This window comes from Chitinophaga sp. CF418 (assembly GCF_900142925.1).
In the GTDB taxonomy this organism is placed as follows: Bacteria; Bacteroidota; Bacteroidia; order Chitinophagales; family Chitinophagaceae; genus Chitinophaga.
Map to the genome: position 1 here is coordinate 228458 of NZ_FRCN01000002.1, position 24722 is coordinate 253179.

The 24722-nt window shown below is 46.6% G+C and carries 29 protein-coding genes; 10 read left to right on the top strand and 19 right to left on the bottom strand.

Annotated elements, in window-relative coordinates:
* The 4 genes from F3I09_RS05495 to F3I09_RS33985 all read left to right on the top strand — a co-directional run bounded on the left by F3I09_RS05495 (nucleotide 1) and on the right by F3I09_RS33985 (nucleotide 3526).
* Nucleotides 1-927, top strand: coding sequence for a hydroxypyruvate isomerase family protein (locus F3I09_RS05495; RefSeq protein ID WP_149694043.1), 927 nt, complete (start codon nucleotides 1-3; stop codon nucleotides 925-927).
* Nucleotides 928-973: 46 nt separating this feature from the next.
* The gene (locus F3I09_RS05500) at nucleotides 974-1321 is read left to right on the top strand and encodes a phage holin family protein (protein WP_149694044.1); all 348 of its coding nucleotides are present in this window, start codon (nucleotides 974-976) and stop codon (nucleotides 1319-1321) included.
* Between the two features lie 10 nt (nucleotides 1322-1331).
* Nucleotides 1332-3311: a thiamine pyrophosphate-dependent enzyme gene (locus tag F3I09_RS05505; RefSeq protein ID WP_149694045.1), complete on the top strand. Its 1980-nt coding sequence runs from the start codon at nucleotides 1332-1334 to the stop codon at nucleotides 3309-3311.
* 71 nt (nucleotides 3312-3382) lie between these two features.
* Entirely contained in the window at nucleotides 3383-3526 is a 144-nt protein-coding gene (locus F3I09_RS33985) for a hypothetical protein (protein ID WP_188133701.1), read from the top strand.
* Nucleotides 3527-3591: 65 nt separating this feature from the next.
* Here the strand turns inward: F3I09_RS33985 and F3I09_RS05510 are convergent, their stop codons facing one another.
* Complete coding sequence (locus F3I09_RS05510; protein WP_149694046.1) at nucleotides 3592-4332, bottom strand: NYN domain-containing protein; 741 nt, start codon at nucleotides 4330-4332, stop codon at nucleotides 3592-3594.
* A 113-nt stretch (nucleotides 4333-4445) separates the two neighbouring features.
* Between F3I09_RS05510 and F3I09_RS05515 the strand changes: the two genes are divergently transcribed.
* The gene (locus F3I09_RS05515) at nucleotides 4446-5678 is read left to right on the top strand and encodes an MFS transporter (RefSeq protein WP_149694047.1); all 1233 of its coding nucleotides are present in this window, start codon (nucleotides 4446-4448) and stop codon (nucleotides 5676-5678) included.
* Between the two features lie 66 nt (nucleotides 5679-5744).
* On the opposite strand, the gene F3I09_RS05520 is transcribed toward F3I09_RS05515, so the two are convergent.
* From F3I09_RS05520 to F3I09_RS05530, 3 genes are read right to left on the bottom strand one after another with little or no spacing between them, the layout of a single operon-like run.
* Complete coding sequence (locus F3I09_RS05520) at nucleotides 5745-6821, bottom strand: iron-containing alcohol dehydrogenase family protein (protein ID WP_149694048.1); 1077 nt, start codon at nucleotides 6819-6821, stop codon at nucleotides 5745-5747.
* Nucleotides 6822-6844: 23 nt separating this feature from the next.
* Nucleotides 6845-7573, bottom strand: coding sequence for a 3-deoxy-manno-octulosonate cytidylyltransferase (kdsB, locus tag F3I09_RS05525; protein ID WP_149694049.1), 729 nt, complete (start codon nucleotides 7571-7573; stop codon nucleotides 6845-6847).
* 9 nt (nucleotides 7574-7582) lie between these two features.
* Nucleotides 7583-8773, bottom strand: coding sequence for a DegT/DnrJ/EryC1/StrS aminotransferase family protein (locus tag F3I09_RS05530; RefSeq protein ID WP_149694050.1), 1191 nt, complete (start codon nucleotides 8771-8773; stop codon nucleotides 7583-7585).
* Nucleotides 8774-8853: 80 nt separating this feature from the next.
* Here F3I09_RS05530 and F3I09_RS05535 point away from each other — a divergent pair, with 80 nt between their 5' ends.
* On the top strand, nucleotides 8854-9276 hold the full coding sequence (locus F3I09_RS05535) for a DUF4440 domain-containing protein (RefSeq protein ID WP_149694051.1): 423 nt from the start codon (nucleotides 8854-8856) through the stop codon (nucleotides 9274-9276).
* Nucleotides 9277-9406: 130 nt separating this feature from the next.
* Here F3I09_RS05535 and F3I09_RS05540 read toward each other — a convergent pair whose 3' ends face one another.
* A complete protein-coding gene (locus F3I09_RS05540) occupies nucleotides 9407-9595 on the bottom strand; it encodes a hypothetical protein (RefSeq protein ID WP_149694052.1) in 189 nt (62 codons plus the stop codon).
* 511 nt (nucleotides 9596-10106) lie between these two features.
* Here F3I09_RS05540 and F3I09_RS05545 point away from each other — a divergent pair.
* Complete coding sequence (locus F3I09_RS05545) at nucleotides 10107-10319, top strand: general stress protein CsbD (RefSeq protein ID WP_149694053.1); 213 nt, start codon at nucleotides 10107-10109, stop codon at nucleotides 10317-10319.
* Nucleotides 10320-10402: 83 nt separating this feature from the next.
* On the opposite strand, the gene F3I09_RS05550 is transcribed toward F3I09_RS05545, so the two are convergent.
* Together F3I09_RS05550 and F3I09_RS05555 are read right to left on the bottom strand one after the other, a co-directional pair.
* A complete protein-coding gene (locus F3I09_RS05550; protein ID WP_149694054.1) occupies nucleotides 10403-10678 on the bottom strand; it encodes a hypothetical protein in 276 nt (91 codons plus the stop codon).
* 15 nt (nucleotides 10679-10693) lie between these two features.
* Nucleotides 10694-11461: a glycoside hydrolase family 25 protein gene (locus tag F3I09_RS05555; protein ID WP_149694055.1), complete on the bottom strand. Its 768-nt coding sequence runs from the start codon at nucleotides 11459-11461 to the stop codon at nucleotides 10694-10696.
* Nucleotides 11462-11607: 146 nt separating this feature from the next.
* Between F3I09_RS05555 and F3I09_RS05560 the strand changes: the two genes are divergently transcribed.
* Complete coding sequence (locus F3I09_RS05560) at nucleotides 11608-12633, top strand: SPASM domain-containing protein (protein ID WP_149694056.1); 1026 nt, start codon at nucleotides 11608-11610, stop codon at nucleotides 12631-12633.
* 8 nt (nucleotides 12634-12641) lie between these two features.
* On the opposite strand, the gene F3I09_RS05565 is transcribed toward F3I09_RS05560, so the two are convergent.
* The 3 genes from F3I09_RS05565 to F3I09_RS05575 are packed head-to-tail and all read right to left on the bottom strand — an operon-like array spanning nucleotide 12642 to nucleotide 13742.
* On the bottom strand, nucleotides 12642-13016 hold the full coding sequence (locus F3I09_RS05565) for a hypothetical protein (RefSeq protein ID WP_149694057.1): 375 nt from the start codon (nucleotides 13014-13016) through the stop codon (nucleotides 12642-12644).
* A 27-nt stretch (nucleotides 13017-13043) separates the two neighbouring features.
* Entirely contained in the window at nucleotides 13044-13520 is a 477-nt protein-coding gene (locus F3I09_RS05570; protein WP_149694058.1) for a hypothetical protein, read from the bottom strand.
* Between the two features lie 24 nt (nucleotides 13521-13544).
* The gene (locus F3I09_RS05575) at nucleotides 13545-13742 is read right to left on the bottom strand and encodes a YtxH domain-containing protein (RefSeq protein ID WP_149694059.1); all 198 of its coding nucleotides are present in this window, start codon (nucleotides 13740-13742) and stop codon (nucleotides 13545-13547) included.
* A 258-nt stretch (nucleotides 13743-14000) separates the two neighbouring features.
* On the opposite strand from F3I09_RS05575, the gene F3I09_RS05580 reads away from it, so the two are divergent.
* Nucleotides 14001-15035 carry an AI-2E family transporter gene (locus tag F3I09_RS05580; protein ID WP_149694060.1) on the top strand — a complete coding sequence of 345 codons (1035 nt, stop codon included), beginning with the start codon at nucleotides 14001-14003 and terminating at the stop codon, nucleotides 15033-15035.
* A 1-nt stretch (nucleotide 15036) separates the two neighbouring features.
* On the opposite strand, the gene nadD is transcribed toward F3I09_RS05580, so the two are convergent.
* From nadD to paaA, 5 genes are read right to left on the bottom strand one after another with little or no spacing between them, the layout of a single operon-like run.
* The gene (gene nadD / locus F3I09_RS05585; RefSeq protein WP_149694061.1) at nucleotides 15037-15606 is read right to left on the bottom strand and encodes a nicotinate (nicotinamide) nucleotide adenylyltransferase; all 570 of its coding nucleotides are present in this window, start codon (nucleotides 15604-15606) and stop codon (nucleotides 15037-15039) included.
* 56 nt (nucleotides 15607-15662) lie between these two features.
* Nucleotides 15663-16154: a 1,2-phenylacetyl-CoA epoxidase subunit PaaD gene (paaD, locus tag F3I09_RS05590; RefSeq protein ID WP_149694062.1), complete on the bottom strand. Its 492-nt coding sequence runs from the start codon at nucleotides 16152-16154 to the stop codon at nucleotides 15663-15665.
* Between the two features lie 12 nt (nucleotides 16155-16166).
* Nucleotides 16167-16922, bottom strand: a complete 756-nt coding sequence (gene paaC, locus F3I09_RS05595; protein ID WP_149694063.1) for a 1,2-phenylacetyl-CoA epoxidase subunit PaaC — start codon at nucleotides 16920-16922, stop codon at nucleotides 16167-16169.
* Nucleotides 16923-16937: 15 nt separating this feature from the next.
* Nucleotides 16938-17306 carry a 1,2-phenylacetyl-CoA epoxidase subunit B gene (locus F3I09_RS05600; RefSeq protein ID WP_089829587.1) on the bottom strand — a complete coding sequence of 123 codons (369 nt, stop codon included), beginning with the start codon at nucleotides 17304-17306 and terminating at the stop codon, nucleotides 16938-16940.
* 44 nt (nucleotides 17307-17350) lie between these two features.
* A complete protein-coding gene (gene paaA, locus F3I09_RS05605; protein WP_188133702.1) occupies nucleotides 17351-18355 on the bottom strand; it encodes a 1,2-phenylacetyl-CoA epoxidase subunit PaaA in 1005 nt (334 codons plus the stop codon).
* Nucleotides 18356-18418: 63 nt separating this feature from the next.
* Between paaA and F3I09_RS05610 the strand changes: the two genes are divergently transcribed.
* The gene (locus F3I09_RS05610; protein WP_149694064.1) at nucleotides 18419-19093 is read left to right on the top strand and encodes a hypothetical protein; all 675 of its coding nucleotides are present in this window, start codon (nucleotides 18419-18421) and stop codon (nucleotides 19091-19093) included.
* Here the strand turns inward: F3I09_RS05610 and F3I09_RS05615 are convergent.
* The 4 genes from F3I09_RS05615 to F3I09_RS05630 form a co-directional block, all read right to left on the bottom strand.
* Nucleotides 19033-19941 (bottom strand): M28 family peptidase, encoded by a 909-nt coding sequence (locus F3I09_RS05615; protein ID WP_149694065.1) that lies wholly within the window; start codon nucleotides 19939-19941, stop codon nucleotides 19033-19035. The genes F3I09_RS05610 and F3I09_RS05615 overlap by 61 nt on opposite strands.
* A gap of 59 nt (nucleotides 19942-20000) precedes the next feature.
* Nucleotides 20001-22136, bottom strand: a complete 2136-nt coding sequence (feoB, locus tag F3I09_RS05620; protein ID WP_149694066.1) for a ferrous iron transport protein B — start codon at nucleotides 22134-22136, stop codon at nucleotides 20001-20003.
* 181 nt (nucleotides 22137-22317) lie between these two features.
* A complete protein-coding gene (locus F3I09_RS05625; protein WP_149694067.1) occupies nucleotides 22318-24105 on the bottom strand; it encodes a PspC domain-containing protein in 1788 nt (595 codons plus the stop codon).
* A gap of 42 nt (nucleotides 24106-24147) precedes the next feature.
* Nucleotides 24148-24474 (bottom strand): PadR family transcriptional regulator, encoded by a 327-nt coding sequence (locus F3I09_RS05630; RefSeq protein ID WP_149694068.1) that lies wholly within the window; start codon nucleotides 24472-24474, stop codon nucleotides 24148-24150.
* Nucleotides 24475-24722 lie beyond the last annotated feature (248 nt).

The following is a 24722-nucleotide window of genomic DNA, read 5'->3' on the forward strand; positions in this document are numbered from 1 at the left end:
ATGGAAAGAAGAAAATTCCTTCAGCAAAGCACATTAGCAGGACTATCCACGCTGGCTATTGGCAGTACAGCCGCAGCGATGCCCAACGGTCTCACAAACCCGGAATCTGCCGGCAAGACGTTTAACCTGAACTATGCCCCTCACGATGGGATGTTTAAAAACAGCGCCGGCGCCAGCTTTTTAGATCAGATCCAATTTATGTATGACCAGGGCTTCCGAGCCATAGAAGACAATGGGCTGATGAAACGCGATCCTGCAGAACAGGAGAAGATCGGAAAGCTGCTCAGCAAACTGGGTATGCAGATGGGCGTTTTTGTGATAGATGCCGGCGACAACTGGAAAGTATCCCTCACTACCGGTAAGCAGGAGTTCAAGGATGCTTTTGTAAAAGTATGTAAACAGGCACTGGAAACGGCTAAACGCGTGAATGCCAAATGGGCGACTGTGGTACCCGGTTATTTTGAAAGGAACCTGCCCATCGGCGTGCAGACCGCCAATGTAATAGAGGCTTTCCGTATGGGAGCGGCCGTACTGGAAAAAGAAGGGCTGATCATGGTAATGGAGCCATTGAGTGATAACCCCGACCTGTTCCTGCGTACCGCAGAACAGAGCTATGGCATCTGTAAAGCAGTGAATAGTCCGAGCTGTAAGATCCTTTACGACATCTATCACATGCAGCGCAATACCGGCAACCTGATCCCCATCATGGACCTTTGCTGGGATGAGATAGCCTATATTCAGATAGGTGATAATCCAGGCCGTAAGGAGCCTACCAGCGGCGAGATCAATTATAAGAACATTTTCAAGCACTTACATAAAAAAGGCTTCAAGGGGGTGCTGGGCATGGAGCACGGCAACGCCAACCCTGGTAAAGAGGGTGAACTAACCCTGATAAAAGCTTACAGGGAAAGCGATGATTTTCTGTAAGCCGGTATAGCTTCAATTTTGTTACCTTCCCAAAAAATTTCATCACATGAACTTTCTCATCCGCTTGCTTGTAACAGCGCTGGCAGCTATGCTATCTGCCTACCTGCTGCCAGGTGTAAATATCAAGGATTTTACGACTGCCCTTGTGCTCGCATTAGTATTGGCTATCTTGAACCTGTTGGTAAAACCAATACTGATAATACTAACACTTCCTGCTACGATACTTACACTGGGATTGTTCCTGTTGGTGATCAATGCTATTATTATACTGCTGGCGTCCAACCTTGTAAAAGGGTTTAAAGTGGACGGATTCTGGTGGGCGCTGATATTCAGCCTGGTCCTCACCGTTGTTAGTGGTATCATGCATAGCATAGCGGGAGGCGATAACGATTGAGCTTAATACCATGTATTTTGAACGTGCACATATCAGTGACGGGGAACTGCTGACCTTTTACAAGGCATTGTTATATCCTCGCCTGGTAGAAGAGAAAATGCTGTTGTTGCTGCGGCAGGGGAAAGTAAGCAAATGGTTTTCCGGCATCGGGCAGGAAGCCATTGCTGTAGGCGCCACTTTAGCGTTGGATAATGACGAATGGATCCTGCCCCTGCACAGAAACCTGGGTGTGTTCACTGCCCGGCAGATGCCCTTGCAGCAGCTGTTCCACCAGTGGCAGGGCAGTCCCCTGGGGTTTAGCAAGGGGCGTGAACGTTCCTTTCACTTCGGTAGCCGCCAGCATCATATCTGTGGTATGATCTCCCACCTCGGGCCACAGCTTTCCATTGCTGATGGTATTTCTCTGGCACATAAATTAAAAAAAGAAGATAAGGTATCTCTGGCCTTTACCGGCGAAGGCGGTACCAGTGAGGGCGAGTTCCATGAGGCCCTGAATGTGGCGGCCGTATGGGACCTGCCCGTCATCTTCCTTATAGAAAACAATGGCTATGGACTGAGCACACCGGTAGAAGAACAATACCGCTGTGAACAACTCGTACAAAAAGCCGCCGGCTACGGCATGCGGGGGATGCGCATCAACGGCAACAATCTCCTGGAAGTATATCACGCCATAAAAGAAGCCAAGCGTCATGCCTTGCAGGAACAACAGCCTGTATTGATAGAGGCGATGACCTTTCGCATGAGAGGGCATGAAGAAGCCAGTGGCACTAAGTACGTCCCTCCCGCCCTGTTGGAAGAATGGGCTAAACAGGACCCCATTCAGCATTTCGAAGGATTTTTAGTCTATCTGCAACTCATCAACGAAGAAGGTATTCACGATATCCGGGAGACGCTGAAACATGAAATAGACCGGGAGATAAATACCGCTCTGACAGCAGTATCTCCACCGGTCAGCGAAGCGGATGAGCTGAAGGATATTTATGCACCTGCTCCCAGCCCTGTTTCACCAGCGGCTGATAGCGCCGTTCATGATAAAAGATTCATCGACGCTATTTCCGAAGGACTGAACCAGGCCATGGAACAATATCCCAACCTGATATTGATGGGACAGGATATCGCGGAATATGGCGGTGCTTTTAAGATCACAGATGGTTTTGTGGCGAAGTATGGAAAAGAAAGAGTGAGAAACACACCCTTATGTGAAAGTGCCATCGTAGGGACGGGACTTGGACTTTCCCTGATGGGGTATAAAAGTATGGTGGAGATGCAGTTTGCCGACTTTGTAACCTGCGGGTTCAACCAGATCGTCAATAACCTGGCAAAGATCCATTACCGCTGGGGACAGACCGCCGACGTGGTGGTCAGGTTACCGGCAGGGGCAGGCGTAGGCGCTGGTCCCTTCCACTCCCAAACGAATGAGGCCTGGTTCACACACGTACCCGGACTGAAAGTAGTATACCCGGCCACCCCGGCAGATGCCAAGGGGCTGCTGCTCGCCGCATTTGCAGATCCCAATCCTGTACTGTTCTTCGAGCATAAAGCGCTCTATCGCAGTATCAGCGGGCCTGTGCCGGAAGACCCTTACACGACAGAGATCGGAAAGGCCAAAGTAGTACAGGCGGGAGAAGATATCAGCATCATCACCTATGGCGCCGGCGTACACTGGGCGTTGGAATATGTACATCAATATCCACAGCTATCTATTCATATACTGGACCTGCGTACTTTATTACCGCTGGACTACACCGCCATCCGGGAAGCAGTGGCCGCTACCGGCAAGGTGTTAATTCTTCATGAAGATACGCTCACCGGCGGACTGGGTGGAGAGATCAGCGCGTGGATAGCAGAACATTGCTTCACAATGCTGGATGCACCGGTAATGCGTTGTGCAGGGCTGGATACCCCAGTTCCGTTTGCCGCACCACTGGAGAAAAATTTCCTCGCTAAATCGCGTATGCATCAATATATAGAGCAACTCTCAAACTATTAGGCAGGTATGCATGTTGGGATTTTCAAACAGAATGCGCTAACTTGCAGCCCGGACCACTAAACATCATTTTTATGTTGCTTGAAGTAATCAATAACGTAGAGACTACCGATTTTTTCAGAGCTGGAGACAGGATTGCTCATTATCTGACTTATGGAGTTATTATCCTGTTTGCATTAATGTTCCTCTACGCTGCTATCAAATACGCTAAGCGCTAGTATCCAACTTATTAAGATATTAAAAAGGCTGTTTTACTCCATGGTAGAACAGCTTTTTTTATGTCTTATTTTACTCTGACATATACCAGCTTCCCCATTTTACGGCTGCTTTCCCGGATATCTATTTCGAAATCCTCAAAGCTTTTAATCAGCTGTATCAGTTTGTTATATCCATAGTTACGGGCGTCGAAGTCCGGTTGTTTCTTCAGCAACAGGTTTCCTAACTCTCCCAGGTAAGCCCATCCGTCTTCATCCGCAATATCGTTGATACTTGAGGCCAGCAGATTTACCACATATTTATCGGCCTTGCTGATAGCTTTTCCATTCCCCTTGTCTGCTTTCCGTTTGGCGGACGATTCCTTACCATTACCGGCGAGGATCTCCAGGTAGATGAATTTGTCGCAAGCTGCGCGGAAAGCGCTGGGCGTCTTCTTCTCTCCCAGCCCGAATACACGCATTCCCGCCTCCCGCAGGCGGGTGGCCAGACGGGTGAAATCGCTGTCGCTGGTGATGAGACAGAACCCATCCACCCTCCCGGTATATAGTATGTCCATGGCGTCAATGATCATGGCCGAGTCTGTCGCATTCTTGCCGCTGGTGTAGCTGTATTGCTGAATGGGAGTAATGGCATTATCCAGCAGGACCGCCTTCCAGCCGGTCAGTGTGGGTTTCGTCCAGTCTCCATATATCCGTTTGAAAGTCGGGATGCCATATTTGGCCACCTCTTCCATCATGGCTTTTACACTGGCGTAAGGAATATTATCTGCATCGATGAGGACTGCCAAACGGAGTTCTTTGTTTTCCATACCTGTAAATTGGGGATGTCTACAAATTTACTACCCGCCGGCCGATAAATAATATAAGTTGTATTTTTCCCATTAACCGGCTGGGGTTCTGCCGTTTATCGTAAATTTGCCGCATGGATCAGTTGCCCGGGAGAATTTACACCTTCCATTTTATAATGTTATGCCTCAGCAATGCACTGTTTTCCGCCAGCTTTAACATGTTGCTACCGGAATTGCCGGCCTATCTGACCCGGATGGGTGGTGAGGATTACAAAGGATATATTCTTGCGCTTTTTACGCTCATGGCCGGATTGTCCCGCCCCTTCAGCGGAAAGCTGACAGATACGATCGGCCGTGTACCAGTCATGATCTTCGGCTCGCTGGTTTGTGTGGTGTGCAGCCTTTTATACCCGCTGGTCAGCTCTGTAGGCGCCTTTTTATTACTCCGCTTCTTTCACGGTTTTTCCACCGGATTCAAGCCTACCGGCACCGCAGCATATGTTGCCGACATTGTTCCTTCCACCCGCAGGGCGGAAGCAATGGGTATGGTTGGCCTGTTCAGCACTATAGGTCTTGCCATGGGGCCAGCTATCGGCGGTTATATTACCAATCACTGGGACATACATATCATGTTTCAGGTATCTGCAGTATTTGCCTTATTGTCTGTTGTAATCCTGGTGGGCGGCATGCGGGAAACCTTACAGGACAAACAGCGGTTCCGTTTATCGACATTAAAGATTGCCAAAAGTGAAATATTTGAGCCGCTGGTGTTGGCGCCGGTGATCGTTATCTTCCTGACATATCTCAGCTACGGGGTACTGTTCACCATCATTCCGGACTTCAGTACTTACCTGGGTATTCAGAATAAAGGATTGTTCTTTACCTTCTTTACGGCGGCCTCCATCAGTATTCGCCTGCTGGCTGGTAAGGTGTCTGACAAATACGGCCGGGTGCCTATTCTGAAGATCTCTACCATTACCATGGCTATCGGCGTTTTCCTGCTGGCTATTGCTCATACACCGGCGATGATGTTGACTGCTGCTATTATTTATGGCGTTTCTGTTGGTATGAACTCTCCGGCTATCACAGCCTGGACTATCGATCTGGGTCATCCACAGCATAAGGGCCGCGCGCTGGCTACGATGTATATTGCGATGGAAGCGGGTATTGGCCTTGGCGCTTACCTGTCTGCCTTTATCTATCATAACGATGCCCGCTTTTTCCCGCTCACGTTCTATTGTACAGCAACTGTGACGCTGATGGCGGCTTTATATCTCCTGTTTATTTATCACAACCGCCGCCTGCAGGTCATGTGGCGTTTTGTTCATATGCGGGCGCCTATTCCTATCAGAAGGTTTCTGCCATAAGTTACTTATAAAAAAGCCCCCTGCTGAAAACAGGGGGCTTTTTTATAAGTAGTGATACTCTTCGTATTATAACTGCTCGTACAATGCACGGAGGCGTTCACGCGTCATCTGTTCTTTCCAGTTCTTACCAAGTGCATTCTCCCACAGCGGCGCCATTCCCAGAGATACATCTATCATAGCATTGAACTGCTCGTCAGACAGGCCTTTGGTAATACCCTGCGGGATGTCGATATTATGCTTCTTCACCATCAGCTTGAATTCCTTCACGCCTTCCGGATAAAACTCTTCCAGTTTATCAAACACGATACAGTTGCCAATACCATGTTTCGTACCCAGCAGGTATGACAGGCCATAGCTCACGGCATGCGCCACGCCTACCTGTGAATAAGCGATACTCATACCGCCGGCATAAGATGCCATCATCAGTTTTTCGTCTGCGTCATCATCCCAGGTGTTTTTCTCCAGGAATATTTCCTGGCAGAGGCGCAGTGCTTCTTCTCCGTAAGAACGGCTGAACGCATTCAGGTAAGTACCCTGCAGGGACTCGATACAATGGATATAACAATCCATCGCTGTATAGAACTGCTGGTTTACCGGTACACCTTTTATCAGTTCAGGATCCAGTACGATCTGGTCAAATGGCGTAAAATCGGAATTCATTCCCAGTTTACGGGTAGGCCCTGTCAGTACGCAGGTACGGCTTACTTCCGCTCCTGTACCCGAGAGGGTTGGAATACCCACTTTATACACACCGGCTACCTTTACGAGGTCCCATCCCTGGTAATCTGCAGAAGAACCGGGATTTTTCATCATCAGGGATACCGCTTTGGCCATGTCCATTACGGAGCCACCACCAATACCAATGATACCGCTTACTTCACCAAACTCCGCTGTCAGCTCATCTCTTACTTTATCCACATATTTGGTCTTCGGCTCGTCCGTAACATCAATGTATACGATCTTATCTTTACCTCTCAGGGGAATACGTTTGGCAAATGCCTCATTACCCTGGAAGAAATAGTCTACAAAGAATATCATCGGCGCATCGCCCTTGCGGCGGGGAGCCAGTATCTCATCAAGCTGGTCAAACGCACCACGGCCAAATACCACGTAATCGACCATTTTAAAGTTCCTGAATTTCATCTCAGTCGTTTAATGATTTAGTATTACAGTAATTTTTCTGCCTTCAGCAAATCTTCCGGCGTATCGATCTCCACACCCATATATTCTGTCACCACCATTTTCATGGGAATACCATTCTCCAGGTAGCGCAGACATTCTATCTTCTCTGCAGCCTCCAGCGGACTTACCGGCATTTTGGTAAAGTCCATCAGGGTCTGTCTGCGGAATGCATAGATACCGATGTGCTCATAATATATGGTCTGAACGTTCTTATCGCGCGGGTAAGGAATGACAGAGCGGGAAAAGAAGAGGGCATTGAATTTCTTATCCACCGCCACCTTCACGTAGTTCGGGTCTTCGATAGATGTCGGGTCTTTCAGTACCTGCATCAGGGATGCCACCTGTACCTGTTTACCGTCTTCTCCTTCAAATACTTTCAGCAACTTTTCCAGCGGTTCTTTCTGGGTAAAAGGTTCGTCTCCCTGCACATTCACAACGATATCCACATCTGTGCGGTCTTCAATAGCTTCCGCTATACGATCGGTACCGCACTCGTGCTCTTTTTTGCTCATTACGGCTTTACCACCGTTATTGACAATTTCATTGTAAATGATCTCGTTGTCGCACACCACCATTACCTCATCAAACACACCTGTGTTCACAGTACTTTCATAAGTACGCAGAATTACAGATTTACCTCCCAGCTTAGCCATCAGTTTACCCGGAAAACGGGTAGCCCCATAACGGGCGGGAATCAAGGCTACTTTCTTCATGCTTATCTTTTATAGGGCGCTCTTTACTGCATTCACCAATTTCTCAGCACGCTGCTGTACTTCCTCATCACTCCAGCTCAGGTTAATCGGCGTACAGATACAACGGCTCATGATAGCGTCAGACACGGGGAATTGTTTCACTTTGTACAGCTCCATTGCCTGCTGCAGTCCTGGTGCAAAACGGGAAAGCACCGTGCTTTGCTTGAAATGATCCCAGTTACGGATGTAGTGCCAGTTATTGTCATACCAGTAGAATGCTGGTAAGCCAGCCGCTTTCATGGCAGCAGCTGCTGCTCTTGCCTGATGTTCTTCAGGCAGGAAAAAGGCCAGGAAGGTAGCGCTATCACCATCAGCATCTGGCAGGCGGCGGAAAGTTACGCCAGGTACAGTAGCCAGGGCATCTTTGAAGATCTTTTTTGTTTTCCGGTGGATGCTCAGGAAGGTATCCAGCTTGCGTACCTGGGCAAGCCCCACGGCAGCATGCAGTTCGGAGATACGGTAATTATACCCGATAAATGGGTGCAGGTCAGCGCCACGGTCTACGCCCAGGTGGTCGTGACCATGGTCGGAATATCCGTCACATTTGATATAAATGTCTTTATCGTTTGTTACTATAGCGCCGCCTTCCGCACAGGTAATCGTTTTCACAAAGTCAAAAGAGAATGCACCGGCATGACCGATCGTTCCCAGCGCTTTGCCTTTATAGCTGCCGCCAAAGGACTGACAGGCATCTTCCAGTAAGATCAGATTGTGTTTGTCGCAGATAGCCTTCAGCGCATCCAGATCGGCCATAGCGCCGCACATATGTACGGGCATAATCGCTTTGGTACGGGGAGTAATAGCCGCTTCCACAGCTTTAGGGTCCAGTGTCAGCGTATCATCCACATCTACCAGGACAGGAGTTGCCCCTACAGAAAAGATACATTCAAAGCTGGCCACAAATGTGAATGTGGGCATGATCACTTCATCCCCGGCGCCAATTCCCAATGCAGCCATAACTGTTGTGAGGGCGGCAGTACCGCTGGATACCAGCTGAGTGTGGGCTACGTTCAGTTTTTCAGAAATGGCCTGTTCGAGTTCTTTAGCTTTCCAGATGCCTTTACGGGGACCATCAAAGCCATAACGCATAAAAATGCCTGTTTCCAGTACATCGTTTATCTCTTTGCGTTCTTCCGGGCCAAAAAATTCATATCCGGGCATAAGTTGTTGATTTTTGCAAAGGTAGTATAATCAGATTGCCCTGCATCGCAAAAACTGTTTATCTTTTACTAAAAATTACCATGCGTTTTTTATTGTTCCTTATCCTGTTGGCCGCTCCGTTTACGGCCGTTCGTGCACAACAGCCGCAGTCTGCCATTAGAGCTTTACTGGCTAAACAAACAGCTTCCTGGAACCAGGGCGACCTGGACGTATTTATGACTACCTACTGGCAGTCCGATTCCCTGATATTTATTGGTAAAAGAGGGCCCACCTATGGCTGGCAGGCCACCCTGGATAATTACAGGAAATCGTATCCTGACGCAACAGCCATGGGTAAGCTGGCATTCAATATACTGGAAATGAAGCCTTTGGCATCAGATGTTTATTTTGTAGTAGGGAAATGGCACCTGCAAAGAACAATAGGCGACCTGGAGGGGCATTTTTCACTGATCATTAAACGCATTAAAGGAAGCTGGAAGATCATTGCAGACCATAGTAGCTAAAAAAAAACCATCCCATGAATGGGACGGCCTGCTATACACCACAACATTAAAGAAGAATATTACTAATCGTTTTTCCCTCCGTTGGGAAATACCATATTTGAGAGGTCAATCAATAAACTATGGTAACGACTTAGTTTTCAGTATCCTGATCGCGCACTGCTGCATTTTCTTTTTCGGGTTTCTCTGAAAGGTCTGCGTGCAGTGGATTGCGTGATTTGTCTGCTTTATCTGTTTTTAAAATTTCAACGGGATGCTGTTCTTTCTGCTCATACTTTTCGGAAGGCTTTTTATCCTTTCCTGATTCTTTTTCACTTAGCATAACTTTCCGTTTAGGTTGTTATTGTCATCGTTCAATTAATACTTTGCAAAGTCTGTTCCATGCGTTAAATCCTCGCCAATTACGCATTACACGGCAGTTATGAGTAATGCATTCCACACCGGGCACCCCAAACCGTTGTAATGGATGTGCAGCACATTCCACAAAGCAGCAGAAGTCGCGTTTGGTGCAATAGATTGCAGTTCTGCCCGCCTGATGCGTTTTAGCACCTTTTTTAGCAAGCACCCTATTAACAATATTATAATATAGTTTGTCCAAACTCGCTACTGCAAAGGAATTGCGCCTTTAAAGTCTAACATTGTTTTAACTTTTAGATGCCCGCTGGTGGCATAGATATTGAACATTATCTCATCCAGCCGTGTTGATAACCATGATAGTTATACCTCAGCAATAGTGTACAGTTACCCTGACGAAAAACACGGACGAGCAATCGAAAATTGGCAACTTGGATACCTACTAATATAAATTCTATAACAAAAATAAAAATGCTACTATGAACATCCGGGGATACCAGTGGTCGGTACTGAAGAAACTGCTCAAGCAGCGTTTCAGTGAACTTTCAGACGAAGATCTAGTGTTTGAAAGAGGTAAAGAGAGGGAGCTGTATAGCAGACTTGAGCGGAAAACCGGCAAGTCGCAGGAAGATGTTGCCCGCATTATCAAAGGTATGCAACAAGCATATTTGCAGCAGTCGACGTTGCTGTAGGTTCGTTAAGTGATCAATTATATGTTACCCATATGGGCCAAAAGCCTGTAGGAGTGATGTTATGATTGATCACTTCTTATTTGTTAATAGTTGTCCTGTACATGTCCGTTGTGTTTCCACATTTTCCTGACAATGAACAGGTAGCCTGCCAGTGAAAGCACCAGGAAGGTGTAGAAGAAAATCATCCTGCCGCGAGTAGACTCTTCCGGTATGGCAAACCCCAGATATAATCCCAGAAATACATTCACCAGCATCCAGAAAAAACCCAGGAACACTGTCCGCATGATCCGGACAAAATAGTGCACGATCCTCATATCGAATTGTTCCTTTCTGTCCTGCTGAGGTTCCTGATTTTCCATGTCAATTTGTTATGTTTAAGGAAGGCATAATTTACGAAGCGCCAGGCTATCTCCTCTGAAAACGTTGAAGTCAACCGTTGTAGAGATCCCGTTTACCCGGCCTATATCGCTGTGCTGCCAGAATAACCAGTGACGCTGTGTGGATGGCCGCTCTTTCTGGTAATAGTGTGCCACCCATAAAGGATAACGGTCAAATTCCTCTCCAAGATACGTTTCGTAAAAGTGCATGTTAGTGTAAATGATCGGCTTCACCCCATAGGCTTTTTCCATCTCTTCCAGCCAGATCCTGGCAGTAGACCTGATCACTGCCGGCGGTTGATTATTATGTACTTCTATATCCAGCACCGGCGGCAGATCCCCGGCTTCGAGCTGCACTACATTCTGAAAATTGATCACCTGCTTCAGGGGGTCACGGGTAGAGTAAAAGAAATGGTATGCCCCTCTGACAATACCCGCTTTTTTTGCCTTCTGCCAGTTCTGCTTAAATAAGGCATCCTGACGGGTAATACCCTCTGTTGCCTTAATAAATGCGAAGGAGATATGGATACGTTCCACCTGCATCTGTTCCACCGCCGCCCAGTTAATATTCTTCTGGAATCTTGATACATCAATCCCATGGATGGAATAGTTAACCGGCATGTCGATCCCAAATTCTTCATACCTGACAAAATTCAGGGCTTCCTCCCTCTCCCGCCACCACAGCCATGCTCCAAATGTCAGACATAGGAGGAATAACAGGGCGAAAATTAAACGCCTGGATTTCTTGATTCGGAGTTTTGGCACTTTTTACTTATTCGGCTTTCGCAATAGAGTGACGGCTTTTTAATGCTCACATTTTCAATCTTCTTCCCAATTTCACAGCAAGTATAATTATTATTATACATAACCGACATAGATATCTTATTTTTACAACAATAAGTGATGTTGTTATGCCTGATTTCAATCTAAATGATACCCTCAATCTGATGTCCAAGTTCACGCTACGCCGTGGCTGGAACGCCGCCAAGGTGTTAAGTAGCTACTTTGTAAGTAAATGGACTGGCAAGCCTATTCAGTGGGGTTACCCGATCTCGGTATCATTCGAGCCGACAACATCCTGTAACCTGAGATGCCCTGAATGCCCCAGCGGATTAAGGGCTTTTACACGACCTACCGGCATGCTCCAGCAGGATTTCTTCCGGAAAACAATAGACGAGATCTATAAAGAACTGTTGTACCTGATATTTTATTTTCAGGGAGAGCCCTTCCTGAATCCCGGCTTCCTGGAAATGGTTAAATATGCTCATGCAAAAGGTATCTATACAGCCACCTCTACCAACGCCCATTACCTCACGGATGAAAATGCGCGTAAGACGGTGGAAAGCGGTTTGGACAGATTGATCATCTCAATTGATGGTACAACACAGGACGTGTATACGCAGTACCGTGTAGGCGGTAACCTGGAGAAGGTAATACAGGGAGCAAAGAATATCGTAAAATGGAAAAAAGAACTGAACTCAAAAACACCGTTCGTCTTTTTCCAGTTCCTGGTGGTAAAACCCAATGAGCACCAAATTGAGGATATAAAGAACCTGGCAAAAGAGATTGGTGTGGATGAAGTGCGCTTTAAGACAGCACAGGTATATGATTATGAAGAAGGCAACCGCCTGATCCCGACTATTGATAAATACAGCCGTTATCATAAAAATGATGATGGTACCTATGCGATCAAGAATAAAATGGGCAATCATTGCTGGCGTTTATGGCATTCTCCTGTTATTACCTGGGACGGACTGGTAGTTCCCTGCTGCTTCGATAAAGATGCGCAGCATAAGCTGGGAGATCTCAAACAGGAATCATTAAAGGAGTTATGGCATAATGACAAGTATATCCGGTTCAGGACACAGATACAACAGGGCCGTAAGAATATTGATATTTGTGCTAACTGCAGCGAGGGAACAAAGGTTTGGGGATAAACAAACCTTTAATCTTCTTCTTTTTCGGCCGCAGCTTTGGCCTTCTTCTTTTTGCTGCGACCTTTCCGGTACTTATCAAATAGATTAATACCCAGTCGTACCCCGGCAAATTCCAATGCCGTCATCAGGGCGCTGGTGGTAAAGGATTTGAACTTACCACTCTGCCAGGCGATCTTCGCTATGCGCCCTGCTACCCCCAGGAATGCACCATGTTTGGCGCTGCCGGGAAGCACAGAGTTCAATGCCATTTTCCCATAATTGCCTTTGAAATAATCGACCCTGTCTCCTAATTCATTTTCAAGTGCACGGGAGCGTTTCTTCAACCGGTTTATCTCCTTCTGCAAGAGGTCTCCGTTTGTTACTTTCACTTTCACCTTGGGCATGTGTAAAGGTTTATCACTGATCTTTTATTATAACTGTTCGTACAATTCTTCATCCTCTTCAATTTTTTTGCTGTCATCATCATCTTCTTCTTCCTCTTCTGTTGCTGCCTTCTTCCGGTTCTTGTCTTCGTCCCCATTATCATGCCCCTCTACCTCCATTTCACTCATCAACTCTCTGATCAGCATATTGGATAAAGGAATCTGGATCAACGACTTGCGGAAGATGAGCAGAATGCCCAGCAGTACTATGAACAGGGCGGCAGAGCATGAAAATCCAATGGTGAAGCTATTGGTCATTTCACCGATCCAGAAACCAAGCACCATACCCAGAAATACGATAACAAAAAAGAACAGCAGGAAAGCCAGTATCAATGAGAAGAAAAGCCCTAAGGCTTTTGATAGCTTTCCTGCTGCCTGGAGTTTAATCAGGTCCAAACGGGTTTCCAGATATTCCTTGGCAACCTTGCCTGTCTGATTGAAGTAATTGCTGAAATTATCCTCCATGCAAATTTTTTTTGTGACAAGGGTTTACGCCAACTCATTTTCCAGAGCATCTTCAAAGTGCTCTTTCCTCTTCTTAAACTTGTCTTTCAATTTATCTGCCTGATATTTCAGCTTTTCTACGAGTTCGTCCTTTTTGTCAGAATTAAGGAAATAACCCACGGCAACACCTACTGCGGCACCAACAATGAATGACACAACTGCTTTTGAACTGCTGTTCGCCATAAAATAAAAGTTTTAAAAGATGAACAATGGTTATAAATCGTACTGTACAGATTACAAACACTATTCCAATAATTTTAATCTTTCCGTAATTACTATTAATAAAATATTACCCTGTATTGGAAAGTATCCGGTAACCTGCTCTGATTAAACACTTTATGCCGAAGATTGGTTTACTTTATACCGGCCGGTACTATTGCAGGGAACGGTACTCTTTTTGCACGATCAATTATATTACTGACAAAATAACCTCTCAACCTTATGAGCGTAATAGACAACGAGCGAATTAAACAAGTAAGCTTTCTATTGATCATTGTACTGCTGGCATTCGTACTCTTCTCAGAACTGTATACTTTTTTCCCCGGATTTCTTGGCGCTATCACCATGTACATCCTCAGCAGAAAATATATGTTCCGGTTGGTGGAAAAACGCAAATGGCGTAAAAGCCTGGCTGCTGCGTTGTTGATGTTCATGTCGTTCATAATCATACTGCTGCCTTTCGGCCTGCTCATAAACATGCTTACCAATAAGATCGGTTATGCAGTCACCCATTCTTCCGAGCTGATAGCCGGCCTTAAAACAGTGAATGACCGGATACAGGCGGCTACCAACATAGACATCCTTTCACAGGTAAGACTGGAACGGCTGCGGGAATACCTGACATCAGTATTGCCAGGGCTTTTGGGCGCTACTTTCAACATCCTAACCGCCATCGCTATACTCTATTTTATCCTGTACTATATGTTGGTAAACGGAAGAGAAATGGAAGCCTGGTTATATGAATATATTCCATTGAAAGACGAGAATGTATTACGACTCGGGACTGAATTCCATAAACTGGTGATCGCCAATGCGGTGGGAATTCCCCTGATTGCGGTCATACAGGGTATAGTATCATTGATCGGCTATTTTATTTTCCAGGTCCCCCAGCCCTGGTTCTGGTTTGCAGTGACCTGTTTTACGGCCATGCTGCCTGTCGTTGGTGCTGCAGCAGTATATGCGCCCATGGGTGTTTATCTCCTTGCCATCAATATGACATGGCAGGGCATTGGTGTGCTGATATATGGTTTCGCTATAGTTGGTACTTCTGATAATTTATTCCGCCTTATACTGGCAAAGAAGATTGGCGACGTACATCCCCTGATCACCGTTTTTGGAGTACTGATAGGTGTGAATCTTTTTGGGTTTATCGGGCTGATTTTCGGTCCCCTGCTCATTTCCATGTTCATACTCCTGCTGGACATTTACTCGAACGAGTTCCTGACCAAAAAGCGGGAAGTACGGGTGCAGCGGTGATCTACCGGTAGTAGCTATTCTCTGCTATATATGCCGCCACATTGTCGGGCACCAGGTAACGGATGGATTTCCCCTCCTGGATCCATTTACGTATGTCGGTGGAAGAAATATCCAGCATGGGCGCTTTCAATACTTCTACCTGTGCGCCATATGTCTCGGTTACTTCATGTCCCGGACGCAGGTAAACATAAATGGGATAGTTCCGGATAAGCTGCTGATAATTACGCCAGCGGGTGATATTCTGGAAACTATCGCTGCCCATAATGATGGTGAATTGTTGGGTGGGGAACTTCTCTGTCAGATAGGTGAGGGTGTCGATGGTGAAGGATGGTCTTGGCAGGGAAAATTCAATGTTGCTGGCCCTGAGTCTGGGTTCGTCTTTAATAGCCAGTTCTACCAGGTGAAAGCGGTTATGTTCATTTAATAATGATCCTGACGGTTTTAAAGGGTTCTGCGGTGATACCACCAACCATACTTTATCGAGGTCCGTATTGTACGCCACATAGTTAGCTATAATCAGATGCCCGGTATGTATAGGATTAAAGGACCCAAAATACAAGCCTATCTTCATGCCCCTGTTTTTTGAGCGTGAATGTAATCAATAATGAGGAAATGTGATATATGTGCTTACGAGAGTGGCTTAAACTGCTCGAACATCATTCCGCATTGCCGACAGAAATGCAGGGCCCTGCAGAGGGTAGACCCGAAGGGGGAACGTAAATAAGTGTTTTCGCTACCACAATGGGGGCAGGTCACTTTGATCAGCATGTCCAGGTTGACCTCTCCTCCATGCCTGCCGGGAGGAGCGATACCGAAATCGCGCAGTTTCTCTTTAGCCTCGGCAGTCAGCCGGTTGCTGTTCCAGTTCACTTCCTTATCCACACTTACAAATGCCGGCATCTGAAGGTCTCTTTCAACGGCATTTTTAATGTTTTCCTTAATGAGGTCAATTGCCGGACAGGCCGCAAAAGTAGGGATCATCTTAATGTGCACACCTTCTATATCCACTTTAACGTCTGTGATCATTCCCAGTTCCAGTACGCTTAATACAGGAATTTCCGGATCCATGACGTGCTCCAGCGATTGATATACTGCCTGCAGTGTTGTTATTGTTTGCATAGTTATTTATTTCTACCAGGTTGCTTCAGGGTCAAGACGGAATACTTCTCCCATTTCATTCAGTAACTGCTGTAAATAAGGGGTATGCTGACCGGTACGACCACCATATACAGGCGATGTCATTTCCGGTAAGACCAGCCCCGCTTTCCCTATGACAGGGGATATATGACTCAGCCACTGTTTGTATAAAGCGGCTTCCCCGGGATAGATCTGCTCTGCTATCAGCAGGTCTTCTGCGGGTCCCGGTTCAAAGAGGCCTCCTGCCAGTTGAAAGCAGTTATCAAGTGCTGCCTGCATACGCCAACGGCTATCTTCTCCTGCGGTACAGAGCTGTATGATCCAGGCATCTGCATGCAGTGTATGATACTTCAGTTCTCCCTTTACTTTTCCGGCCAGATGCTGAAAAGGAGCAAATTTGCTTTGTGCAAGGGCCTGATATCGTACAGTCTCGGCATGATCAAAAAGGAAGTGCCGCATCAGGCTGAAATCATACGAACCTATAGGCATTTCCACAAAGTGACAGCACCGGAAGTCTTTCGCATTCCTGAGGAATGCAAACTGGTCGGGGTGAGTGCCGCCGAAGTGTTCTTCCAGTATGCGATAGAGAGCCAATGCATGGCCAATCTTATCCTGGGCCATAGAAGAAAACGCGATGTCCTCTTCCATAACAGGCCCTAAGCCGGTCCATTCAGAATTGCGATGCCCGATCACCAGTTCATCATCTGCCATTTTTGTGATCAGCTCCTGTATTGCTTGTTGTAATTGCATTGGGATATGTGGGGACTATTTTGTGTGTGCTTTAAACTTGTTGATCTTTTCCATGACTTTGAAACCGCTGGCATCCCGGTAAGTCTTGTCCGGGTTGTTGGCAAACATGTCTTCATCTTCCAGGTCGAACGCGAGTATGTCCGCGCTACGTACCACCCACAGATTCACACATTTCTTGCGGCGTCCAAATTGTTCCTTGGCAAAGATCAATGCCAGATTGGCATCAGGGGCATGTACACAGCCTACATGTTCATGGTGCGCCCCTCTTTTTTCCTGGTGAAATACTTCAAATACATTCCAGTTCTCTCCTTCTTCTACTTTAAAGGAGCCGTCATTCTTATCTAACCTGAGCCGGTTAACACGTGGATCTAGTGAGTCATTCATAAATCGTGGTACTACTACATTATAATAATTACGTGGAAAATGGTTTACGCTACCGGTAAGGCACTGCGTTCCATTTCTTCAGGGCGCATAAGGGCCTTTCGGATCCAGCGGCCATGTTCTTCTGCCCATTTCCTTACATCCAGTCTTTCTTTATTGCAGGGGCCATTCCCTTTGATCACTTCAAAAAAGAGGTCCCAATCAGGATCGGAATACTCCCATTTTCCCGTATCCGGGTTCTTTCTTAACAGCGGGTCAGGAAGTGTTAGTCCCAATTCCCATATCTTGGGAACGTATACGTCCAGGAACTGGTTACGCATATCGTCGTTGCTGGCCATTTTCACCTTCCATTCCATCAGCTTTTCGCTATGGCTGGAGGCTTTGTCCGGCGGACCAAAGAAATGCATGATAGGCTGCCACCAACGGTTAAGCGCATCCTGCAGCATTTCCTTCTGGGCCGGCGTACCGGTAGCCAGTTCTATGAAGGCGTCATATCCCTGTTTCAGGTGGAAGCTTTCTTCATAACAGATCCTTTCCAGCGCACGGCAGTAAGGCCCGTAAGAGCCTTTGGAATTGGCCACCTGGTTGACTATAGCCGCCGCATCGATCAGGAATCCGATCACTGTAACGTCCGCCCAGGTTTTGGCCGGGTAGTTAAAGACATTGGAATACTTTGACTTTCCGCTCAGCAGATCATTGATCATTGCTTCCCGGGATTTACCCAGTGTTTCTGCGGCATTGTACAATAGTTGTCCATGTCCTACCTCGTCCTGCACCTTGGCTATGAGCGCCAGTTTGCGTTTAAAGCCCGGCGCCCGGGTAATCCAGGTACCTTCCGGCAATGCGCCTATTATTTCGGAATGTGCATGTTGTTCGATCAGTCGTATGAGCTGTCTGCGATATTCCGCCGGCATCCAGTCGCCCGGTTCAATTTTTTCCCCTCTGGCAATACGCGCCTCAAACGCGGCCAGTTTTTCAGGATCATCATGCAACTGTTCTTCCCGCTGCTGCTTCCTGTTGGGTTCGTCGAAAATATATCCGCCACCGTACATAGTGCGATTGTTTTGGTAGATCGTAAGTTACGAAAAATGTACCTTTAACTTAGAAGAGGTGCCATGTTTTTATTCCTTCAGCTCATATGGTGTTGTTTCCTGTTTCCTATCGGGTCTCTGAAGGAAACGCCTCCTTATACGATTATAAAAGTGGTGTTCTCTCCCGACCGGCGGCCGGAAGATCCCAGGTCTGACAGCCTTTTCTATCAGCCTCACCGGAAACTTCGCTGGTCTGACTTCAGAGCGGCTCCTCCCCTGCGCGGTCCGAGCGCTGCGGTATCTTATACAAGCTTCGCTTATGAAGGCAGCAGCCTCCTGCGGAAAGATACCTTGCAGATCAACCTCACATTACAGGTATTCTTTGTTAAGAGCGCTTCCTGGGTCAAATCATTTGCGAAAGACGAGTTTGCCCTGGAACATGAGCAACTCCATTTTGATATTACCTGGCTGGTTGCCCTCAGGTTTCAGCAACGCATTAAAAACATGGAACTGAGTGCTGAAGATTTCGACAGCATCATTCAGTATCAATATATTGAGTCCTTCCGGGAAATGAACAAGTTACAGGAAGCATATGACCGGGAGACTAATCACGGGCAGAATCCCGCTGTCCAGAAAAACTGGAAACGCTCTATAGGAGAAGCCCTGGCAACCCTGACACTGGAAGGTGCCCTTACGCCTCATTTTACTCCCTTGTCTGCAGATTCCAGCACGGTCAGCACTTTTAAAACTGCCTGGTAATAGAAAGATGGCTGGATGCCTTTGAACTCATCCGATACATGGTGGTAATCGGGATGGTCTTCCACACCAAAATAAAGCATGGGGATCTTTAACTTATAGAACTCATAATGGTCGCTCTGGTTGATCCAGTTATTGGATCCCTCCTCCTTTTTATCATGACCGGAAAGCACTTTAACCTGTCCGCCGGTATTGACCGCATCATCCACATATTTTTTCAGCTCGGGGAATTGGGTTAATCCACATACATACAATTCGTTCTTATCATTCCGTCCTATCATATCCATGTTGATATTCAACACCATCTGCATAGCTGGCACCGGCGGCTGCTTCACAAAGGCCTTCGCCCCCTGCAATCCTTCCTCTTCACCGTCAAACGCCACAAAGATCATGGTATGTTCCGGCTGATGTTTTTTGTAATACGCCATCAGTCCCAACAGCCCGCCTACTCCGGAAGCATTATCGTCCGCACCGTTATAGATACTGTCTTTATCTGCCGGGGTTCCGGCTTTCACTCCCAGGTGGTCATAATGTGCTGTAACGACAATGGTGGATTGAGATTTACCCGCAATATAGCCGAACAGATTGGTCCCCATAATCTGCTTCTCTCCTTGTTGAAAGTAAAAGGGATATTCATACGTATTGTGAAATGGAGACAACCCTATCTGCTTAAAACGCCCGATAAGATAGAACTGGGCCTGGCGGCTGCCGCGCGTACCAGCCATCCGGCCTTCATATTTGTCAGCGGAAAGGGTCTGTATATCTTTTATTAGCTGGGTCGAGTCTATTGATGACTGAGCATGTATGCCGATAGTCGATAAGAGCAGCAAGCTGTAGATGAGTATTTTCATACCTTAATCTTGTTATAATGCAATATAAGGTATTTCACTGCGTGCGGCTTGTCAGCGATTTATTTCAACAACTGAAAGGCAAGGAAGCCAAAGATATACGCCAATGCGGTCATATATACAAACTGGATAACCGGGTACTTCCAGGATTTCGTCTCTCTTTTTACAACAGCCAGGGTACTCATACACTGCATGGCAAAAGCGTAGAACAACATCAGCGAGATCCCGCTGGCCAGGGTATATACCGGCCGGCCATCTCTCCAGGTGGCGTTACTCATCTTTTCCCGCAGGGTGGCATCGTCATCTTCAGGAGATTCCCCCACACTGTACAGGGTGGCCATCGTACCTACAAACACCTCACGGGCCGCGAAGGAAGTAATCAACGCTATCCCGATCTTCCAGTCATATCCCAGCGGACGGATCACCGGCTCAATGGCATGCCCTAATACGCCAGCATAGGAAGTTGCCAGTTTTTCGGATTGCAGTTCCATATCCAGCTTTTCCTTTTGTTCCGGATGGGCGGTCTTCAGCTGTTCATAATGAACGGTTACCTGATGCATCTTATCTTTAGGTCCATAAGAGGCGAGGAACCAGAGTATGATGGAGATCACCATGATCACCTTACCAGCGTCTGTTACGAAGATCTTAGCCTTCTGTACCATGGTGGTGCCTACATTCGCCCAACGGGGCGCCCTGTATACGGGCAGCTCCATGATGAAATAGCTTTTTTCCTTTATAGAGATGAATAGCTTCAGTATGGCGGCAATGAGCAGGGCCATGACAAAACCCATTAAATATAATCCCATCATCGCTACTCCCTGGAGGTTCAGGAAGCCCAGCACGGGTTTATTGGGTATCACCAGCGCGATCATCACGGTATAGATAGGCAGACGAGCGGAACAACTCATGAGTGGCGTGATGAGGATCGTGATCAGGCGTTCCTTCCTGTTTTCAATGTTGCGGGTGGCCATGATAGCGGGCACCGCACACGCTACGCCACTTATCAGCGGCATCACTGATTTTCCGTTCAGTCCCACTTGTCTCATCAGCCTGTCAGTCAGGAAACTGATCCTGGCCATATAACCGGTATCTTCCAGCACGGTAATGAAGGCAAACAGGATCATGATCTGAGGTATGAACACGGCGATCCCCCCGAGACCAGCAATAATGCCATTCACCAGGATATCTGTCAGCCAGTTGGCCGGCAAAACATCCTTCAGCCAACCGCTTACCGCACCAAAACCGGCCTCGATCCAGTCCATCGGGAAAGACGCCAGCCAGAATATACACTGGAACATAAAGAACATGATACCCAGCAGGATCACATATCCCCAGAACCGGTGCAAGAGCAGGTTGTCCAGTTTTTCGGTCTGCAGCTGTTTCTGCAAAGGGTCGGCTTCCACCACGGTATTTTTCATGATATGCTTGATCTTTGCATACCGCTGCATGATCTCTTCCGCCTGGACCTTGGTCTTATTGAAATGATATGTTTGTAGAATGTTGGTAATAGCTAGTTTCTGGCCCCCATTCAGGAATGGCAGTTCATGGTGATTCACCGCTACATGCAGCGCAGCATAGTCACTTTTTACCTGTACATACTTCCTGATCTCTGTTACAACTTCCGGCGCCAGTGCCTGACTGTCTATAAAATCACGGGGCTGGACGGACTGCTTTTCTTTGGCCAGCAGGTCTATCATCTTCTTCAGCTCGGGGAGTCCCTTGTTCTTCCGGGGATTGATAGTTACCACCGGTACCCCTAATTCTCTTTCCAGACCCGCTTCATCGATTTCCACACCCTTTTTCCGGGCAATGTCCATCATAGTAAGACCAATAATAACAGGAATTTTCAAATCCATGATCTGGGAACAGAAGAGCAGGTTCCGCTTCAGGTTGGCCGCATCAGCAATAATGAGGATCATGTCAGGCTGTTCATCGGCTGAGGGATTTACGAGCACATCGTAGGTAACAAACTCGTCTGCGCTTTTAGGATAAAGGCTGTAAGTACCAGGCAGATCTATAATATTGGCTTGCAGATTGCCTGAAATAGTAGCAGCCCCGGTCTTTTTGTCGACAGTAACGCCCGGAAAGTTGCTAACTTTCTGATTCAGACCTGTCAACGCATTAAAGAGCGAACTTTTCCCACTATTTGGATTACCTACCAGCGCAATGTTGATCGTTGCTTTTTTTGTTGCCTGCATTCCTTAGCCTTGTCCTGATAAACGATTAAAAAAGCAAAACTATGAATTAATACGGCAGGGCCGGTATCGGATCGGGAAAAAAGATGAGACATAAAAAAACCACGGTGAAAACCGTGGTAATGTTTCTTTAACTATTGAACTTATTGTGATGACAAAGTTTTTCTCCAGATTCACTATCCCATCACTTAATCAGTTTATAAAAACTGTAGGCGATCACGGTCATACCGTCCAGTGCGACTTCGCTATGCTGTGCAGCCGGGGTTTTGTCTGAACCGCTGTCTTCTACAGGTGTTTTATTTTCCTGTTTTCCACCCTTGTAGCGATAATTCCTTTCCAGGGAATCCGCCTTATTTTCATGGGTACTGTTATTGCCGGAGTCGCTCTTGTGCTCCTCGTTAAGGTCTTCCGGGAAACCATTCTCATTCATTTTGAACTCAACCTGGCCTTTTTCCCTGTAATGTCCCCACTCGTCCCAGTCATTATCATTGTCATAGTCCCAGTGATTATTATAGTAGTGCAGGTTTTTGTCCATCACTATATGTTTGTTGGCTGGTACTTTCACAATGACCCTCACATGCTGTCCTCTGAATTTTGAATTTGTCGGGATGGATATTCCATTGGGCACATAAAGAATGGAATCCTTCTGAACGATCTGATATTGTATTTCTCTGGCCAGTTCCCTTGCCTGGGATACTCTCCTACCCCTGGAATAGCGCTCAACATACACTTCAAAACTGTCTGTATCGCTCTTTTCCACTTTTATCCTGGCAGTATTGATGATAACTGTGTCTTCGGCTACGCGTAAAATATCATCGAAAAATTCTATCTCATCGATGCCGGTGAAATCTTCCGCCTGTTTAATGACTAACTTCCCACCAGAAGGTTGCACGAGTGCAAATTTTTCTTTTATAGGAGTACTGCCGGTACGGAAGTCTTTTATTACAGAAACTATCAATACGACAGCAGAAATCAATCCTGCAAACCAGAGCAGGCTAAGGGTATATCCAACATAACGGTTGGCTTCTTTTATGCCAGTCGCCTTGCGGACAAAGAATATGATCAGCGCCACGATAGGAATACCGATCAGGAATAAAATGGATACCCACAACAGCAGGTTCTGCAACGGACCAGCCAGTATCAGGTTCTTAAGTGGGAAGAGGGCCGCAGAAGATACGGTGATGCCAACTCCTACAGCTATCAGCGCAAGGAGGATCACTACCGCAAGAAAATAAAAGAATCCCTTGGTGAGTAACAACAGAACTTTTCCTAATCCTCCAAAGAGGTTACGGAAAATCCTTTCTATATCACTTCCAAATTGCCTTCCGCGGCCCGTGGAAAAATTTTTCACGTCATTTCCGAAAGTTTTCAGATGACTTTTTGCCGCGTTGAGCTCGTCTTGTACGGTAGCTCTGATATTATTCACATCCACCTTCTCCCCCCGCATCTGTAGTTTTTCAGCTGAAGTGTTGGCTTCAGGGGTCACCACCCAGAGGATGAAATATACGAGGATGCCGGAACCAAAGCCACCGATGGCCAGGAGGGCAAATATGATACGGAACACTACCGGATCTACGTTCAGGTAAGCACCCAGGCCTCCGCACACACCACCTAGTACTTTAGCGTCGGGGTCGCGATATAACCTTTTGCGGGGACGTACACTATCATATACCGGATCGTTCGCCGGCTGCCGTTGCTGACCTGGTTCACCAGCCTCTTCAAACTGTTCAGGAGTACCCATGGCCGCTTTTACAGACTGTACGTCCTCATCTGTAATACAATGCGTCGTTTTTAATCTGTCCAGGAACAGTTCAGCTATACGGCTTTCGATATCACTCACAATTTCATCTCCACCCTCTTCGCGGGCAAAATACCGCGTCAGACTATCCAGGTATTGCCGCAATATCTCATATGCGCTATCTTCTATAGCGATAAGGCGGCCTGCCAGGTTTATGTTAATAATCTTTTTCATTTCAAGTCTCTATTTTAGGTTTTGGTTATTGGATGGTAGTTGTTATTTACTTGTGAGCTGTGTGACCGCATTCGCCAGCTCGTTCCAGGTTGCTTCCAGTTCCGTATAGAATAATTCTCCCTTTTCGGTCATGGAAAAATACTTTCTTGGCGGCCCCGAACTGCTTTCAACCCATCGGTAAGAGAGCAATTCTGCGTTTTTAAGTCGTGTGAGTAGCGGGTAAAGGGTGCCCTCCAGGATGTCCAGCTTTGCTTCTTTCATTTTTTCTATAATGTCTGAAGGATAAGCTTCTCCTTGCTTGATGACTGAGAGAATGCAGAATTCCAGCACCCCTTTTCTCATCTGTGACTGTGTGTTATCTATATTCATGGCAAGTGAGCTTTATGAATAAAATGATACTTATACATTTCTAATGGTGGTTTTTGATGATTACGATGTAAAGATAGGAACTTTATACTACTATGCAATACACAATACCATATAAAACAAAATAATTGGCTTAAGATATTACCGGTTATTACTCCCTATTTCAGCCATAGCAGGGCATTACAACCCGTCTCTACTCTATTTTTTTATTTTTCAGCTTTGTGATGAATGGCATTAGCCCGGTATGAACG

Bases quoted from the DNA above. Each gene is read 5' to 3' on its own strand.
- F3I09_RS05495 (WP_149694043.1), top strand. From the start codon at position 1: ATGGAAAGAAGAAAATTCCTTCAGCAAAGCACATTAGCAGGACTATCC.
- F3I09_RS05500 (WP_149694044.1), top strand. From the start codon at position 974: ATGAACTTTCTCATCCGCTTGCTTGTAACAGCGCTGGCAGCTATGCTA.
- F3I09_RS05505 (WP_149694045.1), top strand. From the start codon at position 1,332: ATGTATTTTGAACGTGCACATATCAGTGACGGGGAACTGCTGACCTTT.
- F3I09_RS33985 (WP_188133701.1), top strand. From the start codon at position 3,383: ATGTTGCTTGAAGTAATCAATAACGTAGAGACTACCGATTTTTTCAGA.
- F3I09_RS05510 (WP_149694046.1), bottom strand. From the start codon at position 4,332: ATGGAAAACAAAGAACTCCGTTTGGCAGTCCTCATCGATGCAGATAAT.
- F3I09_RS05515 (WP_149694047.1), top strand. From the start codon at position 4,446: ATGGATCAGTTGCCCGGGAGAATTTACACCTTCCATTTTATAATGTTA.
- F3I09_RS05520 (WP_149694048.1), bottom strand. From the start codon at position 6,821: ATGAAATTCAGGAACTTTAAAATGGTCGATTACGTGGTATTTGGCCGT.
- kdsB (WP_149694049.1), bottom strand. From the start codon at position 7,573: ATGAAGAAAGTAGCCTTGATTCCCGCCCGTTATGGGGCTACCCGTTTT.
- F3I09_RS05530 (WP_149694050.1), bottom strand. From the start codon at position 8,773: ATGCCCGGATATGAATTTTTTGGCCCGGAAGAACGCAAAGAGATAAAC.
- F3I09_RS05535 (WP_149694051.1), top strand. From the start codon at position 8,854: ATGCGTTTTTTATTGTTCCTTATCCTGTTGGCCGCTCCGTTTACGGCC.
- F3I09_RS05540 (WP_149694052.1), bottom strand. From the start codon at position 9,595: ATGCTAAGTGAAAAAGAATCAGGAAAGGATAAAAAGCCTTCCGAAAAG.
- F3I09_RS05545 (WP_149694053.1), top strand. From the start codon at position 10,107: ATGAACATCCGGGGATACCAGTGGTCGGTACTGAAGAAACTGCTCAAG.
- F3I09_RS05550 (WP_149694054.1), bottom strand. From the start codon at position 10,678: ATGGAAAATCAGGAACCTCAGCAGGACAGAAAGGAACAATTCGATATG.
- F3I09_RS05560 (WP_149694056.1), top strand. From the start codon at position 11,608: ATGCCTGATTTCAATCTAAATGATACCCTCAATCTGATGTCCAAGTTC.
- F3I09_RS05565 (WP_149694057.1), bottom strand. From the start codon at position 13,016: ATGCCCAAGGTGAAAGTGAAAGTAACAAACGGAGACCTCTTGCAGAAG.
- F3I09_RS05570 (WP_149694058.1), bottom strand. From the start codon at position 13,520: ATGGAGGATAATTTCAGCAATTACTTCAATCAGACAGGCAAGGTTGCC.
- F3I09_RS05575 (WP_149694059.1), bottom strand. From the start codon at position 13,742: ATGGCGAACAGCAGTTCAAAAGCAGTTGTGTCATTCATTGTTGGTGCC.
- F3I09_RS05580 (WP_149694060.1), top strand. From the start codon at position 14,001: ATGAGCGTAATAGACAACGAGCGAATTAAACAAGTAAGCTTTCTATTG.
- nadD (WP_149694061.1), bottom strand. From the start codon at position 15,606: ATGAAGATAGGCTTGTATTTTGGGTCCTTTAATCCTATACATACCGGG.
- paaD (WP_149694062.1), bottom strand. From the start codon at position 16,154: ATGCAAACAATAACAACACTGCAGGCAGTATATCAATCGCTGGAGCAC.
- paaC (WP_149694063.1), bottom strand. From the start codon at position 16,922: ATGCAATTACAACAAGCAATACAGGAGCTGATCACAAAAATGGCAGAT.
- F3I09_RS05600 (WP_089829587.1), bottom strand. From the start codon at position 17,306: ATGAATGACTCACTAGATCCACGTGTTAACCGGCTCAGGTTAGATAAG.
- paaA (WP_188133702.1), bottom strand. From the start codon at position 18,355: ATGTACGGTGGCGGATATATTTTCGACGAACCCAACAGGAAGCAGCAG.
- F3I09_RS05610 (WP_149694064.1), top strand. From the start codon at position 18,419: ATGTTTTTATTCCTTCAGCTCATATGGTGTTGTTTCCTGTTTCCTATC.
- F3I09_RS05615 (WP_149694065.1), bottom strand. From the start codon at position 19,941: ATGAAAATACTCATCTACAGCTTGCTGCTCTTATCGACTATCGGCATA.
- feoB (WP_149694066.1), bottom strand. From the start codon at position 22,136: ATGCAGGCAACAAAAAAAGCAACGATCAACATTGCGCTGGTAGGTAAT.
- F3I09_RS05625 (WP_149694067.1), bottom strand. From the start codon at position 24,105: ATGAAAAAGATTATTAACATAAACCTGGCAGGCCGCCTTATCGCTATA.
- F3I09_RS05630 (WP_149694068.1), bottom strand. From the start codon at position 24,474: ATGAATATAGATAACACACAGTCACAGATGAGAAAAGGGGTGCTGGAA.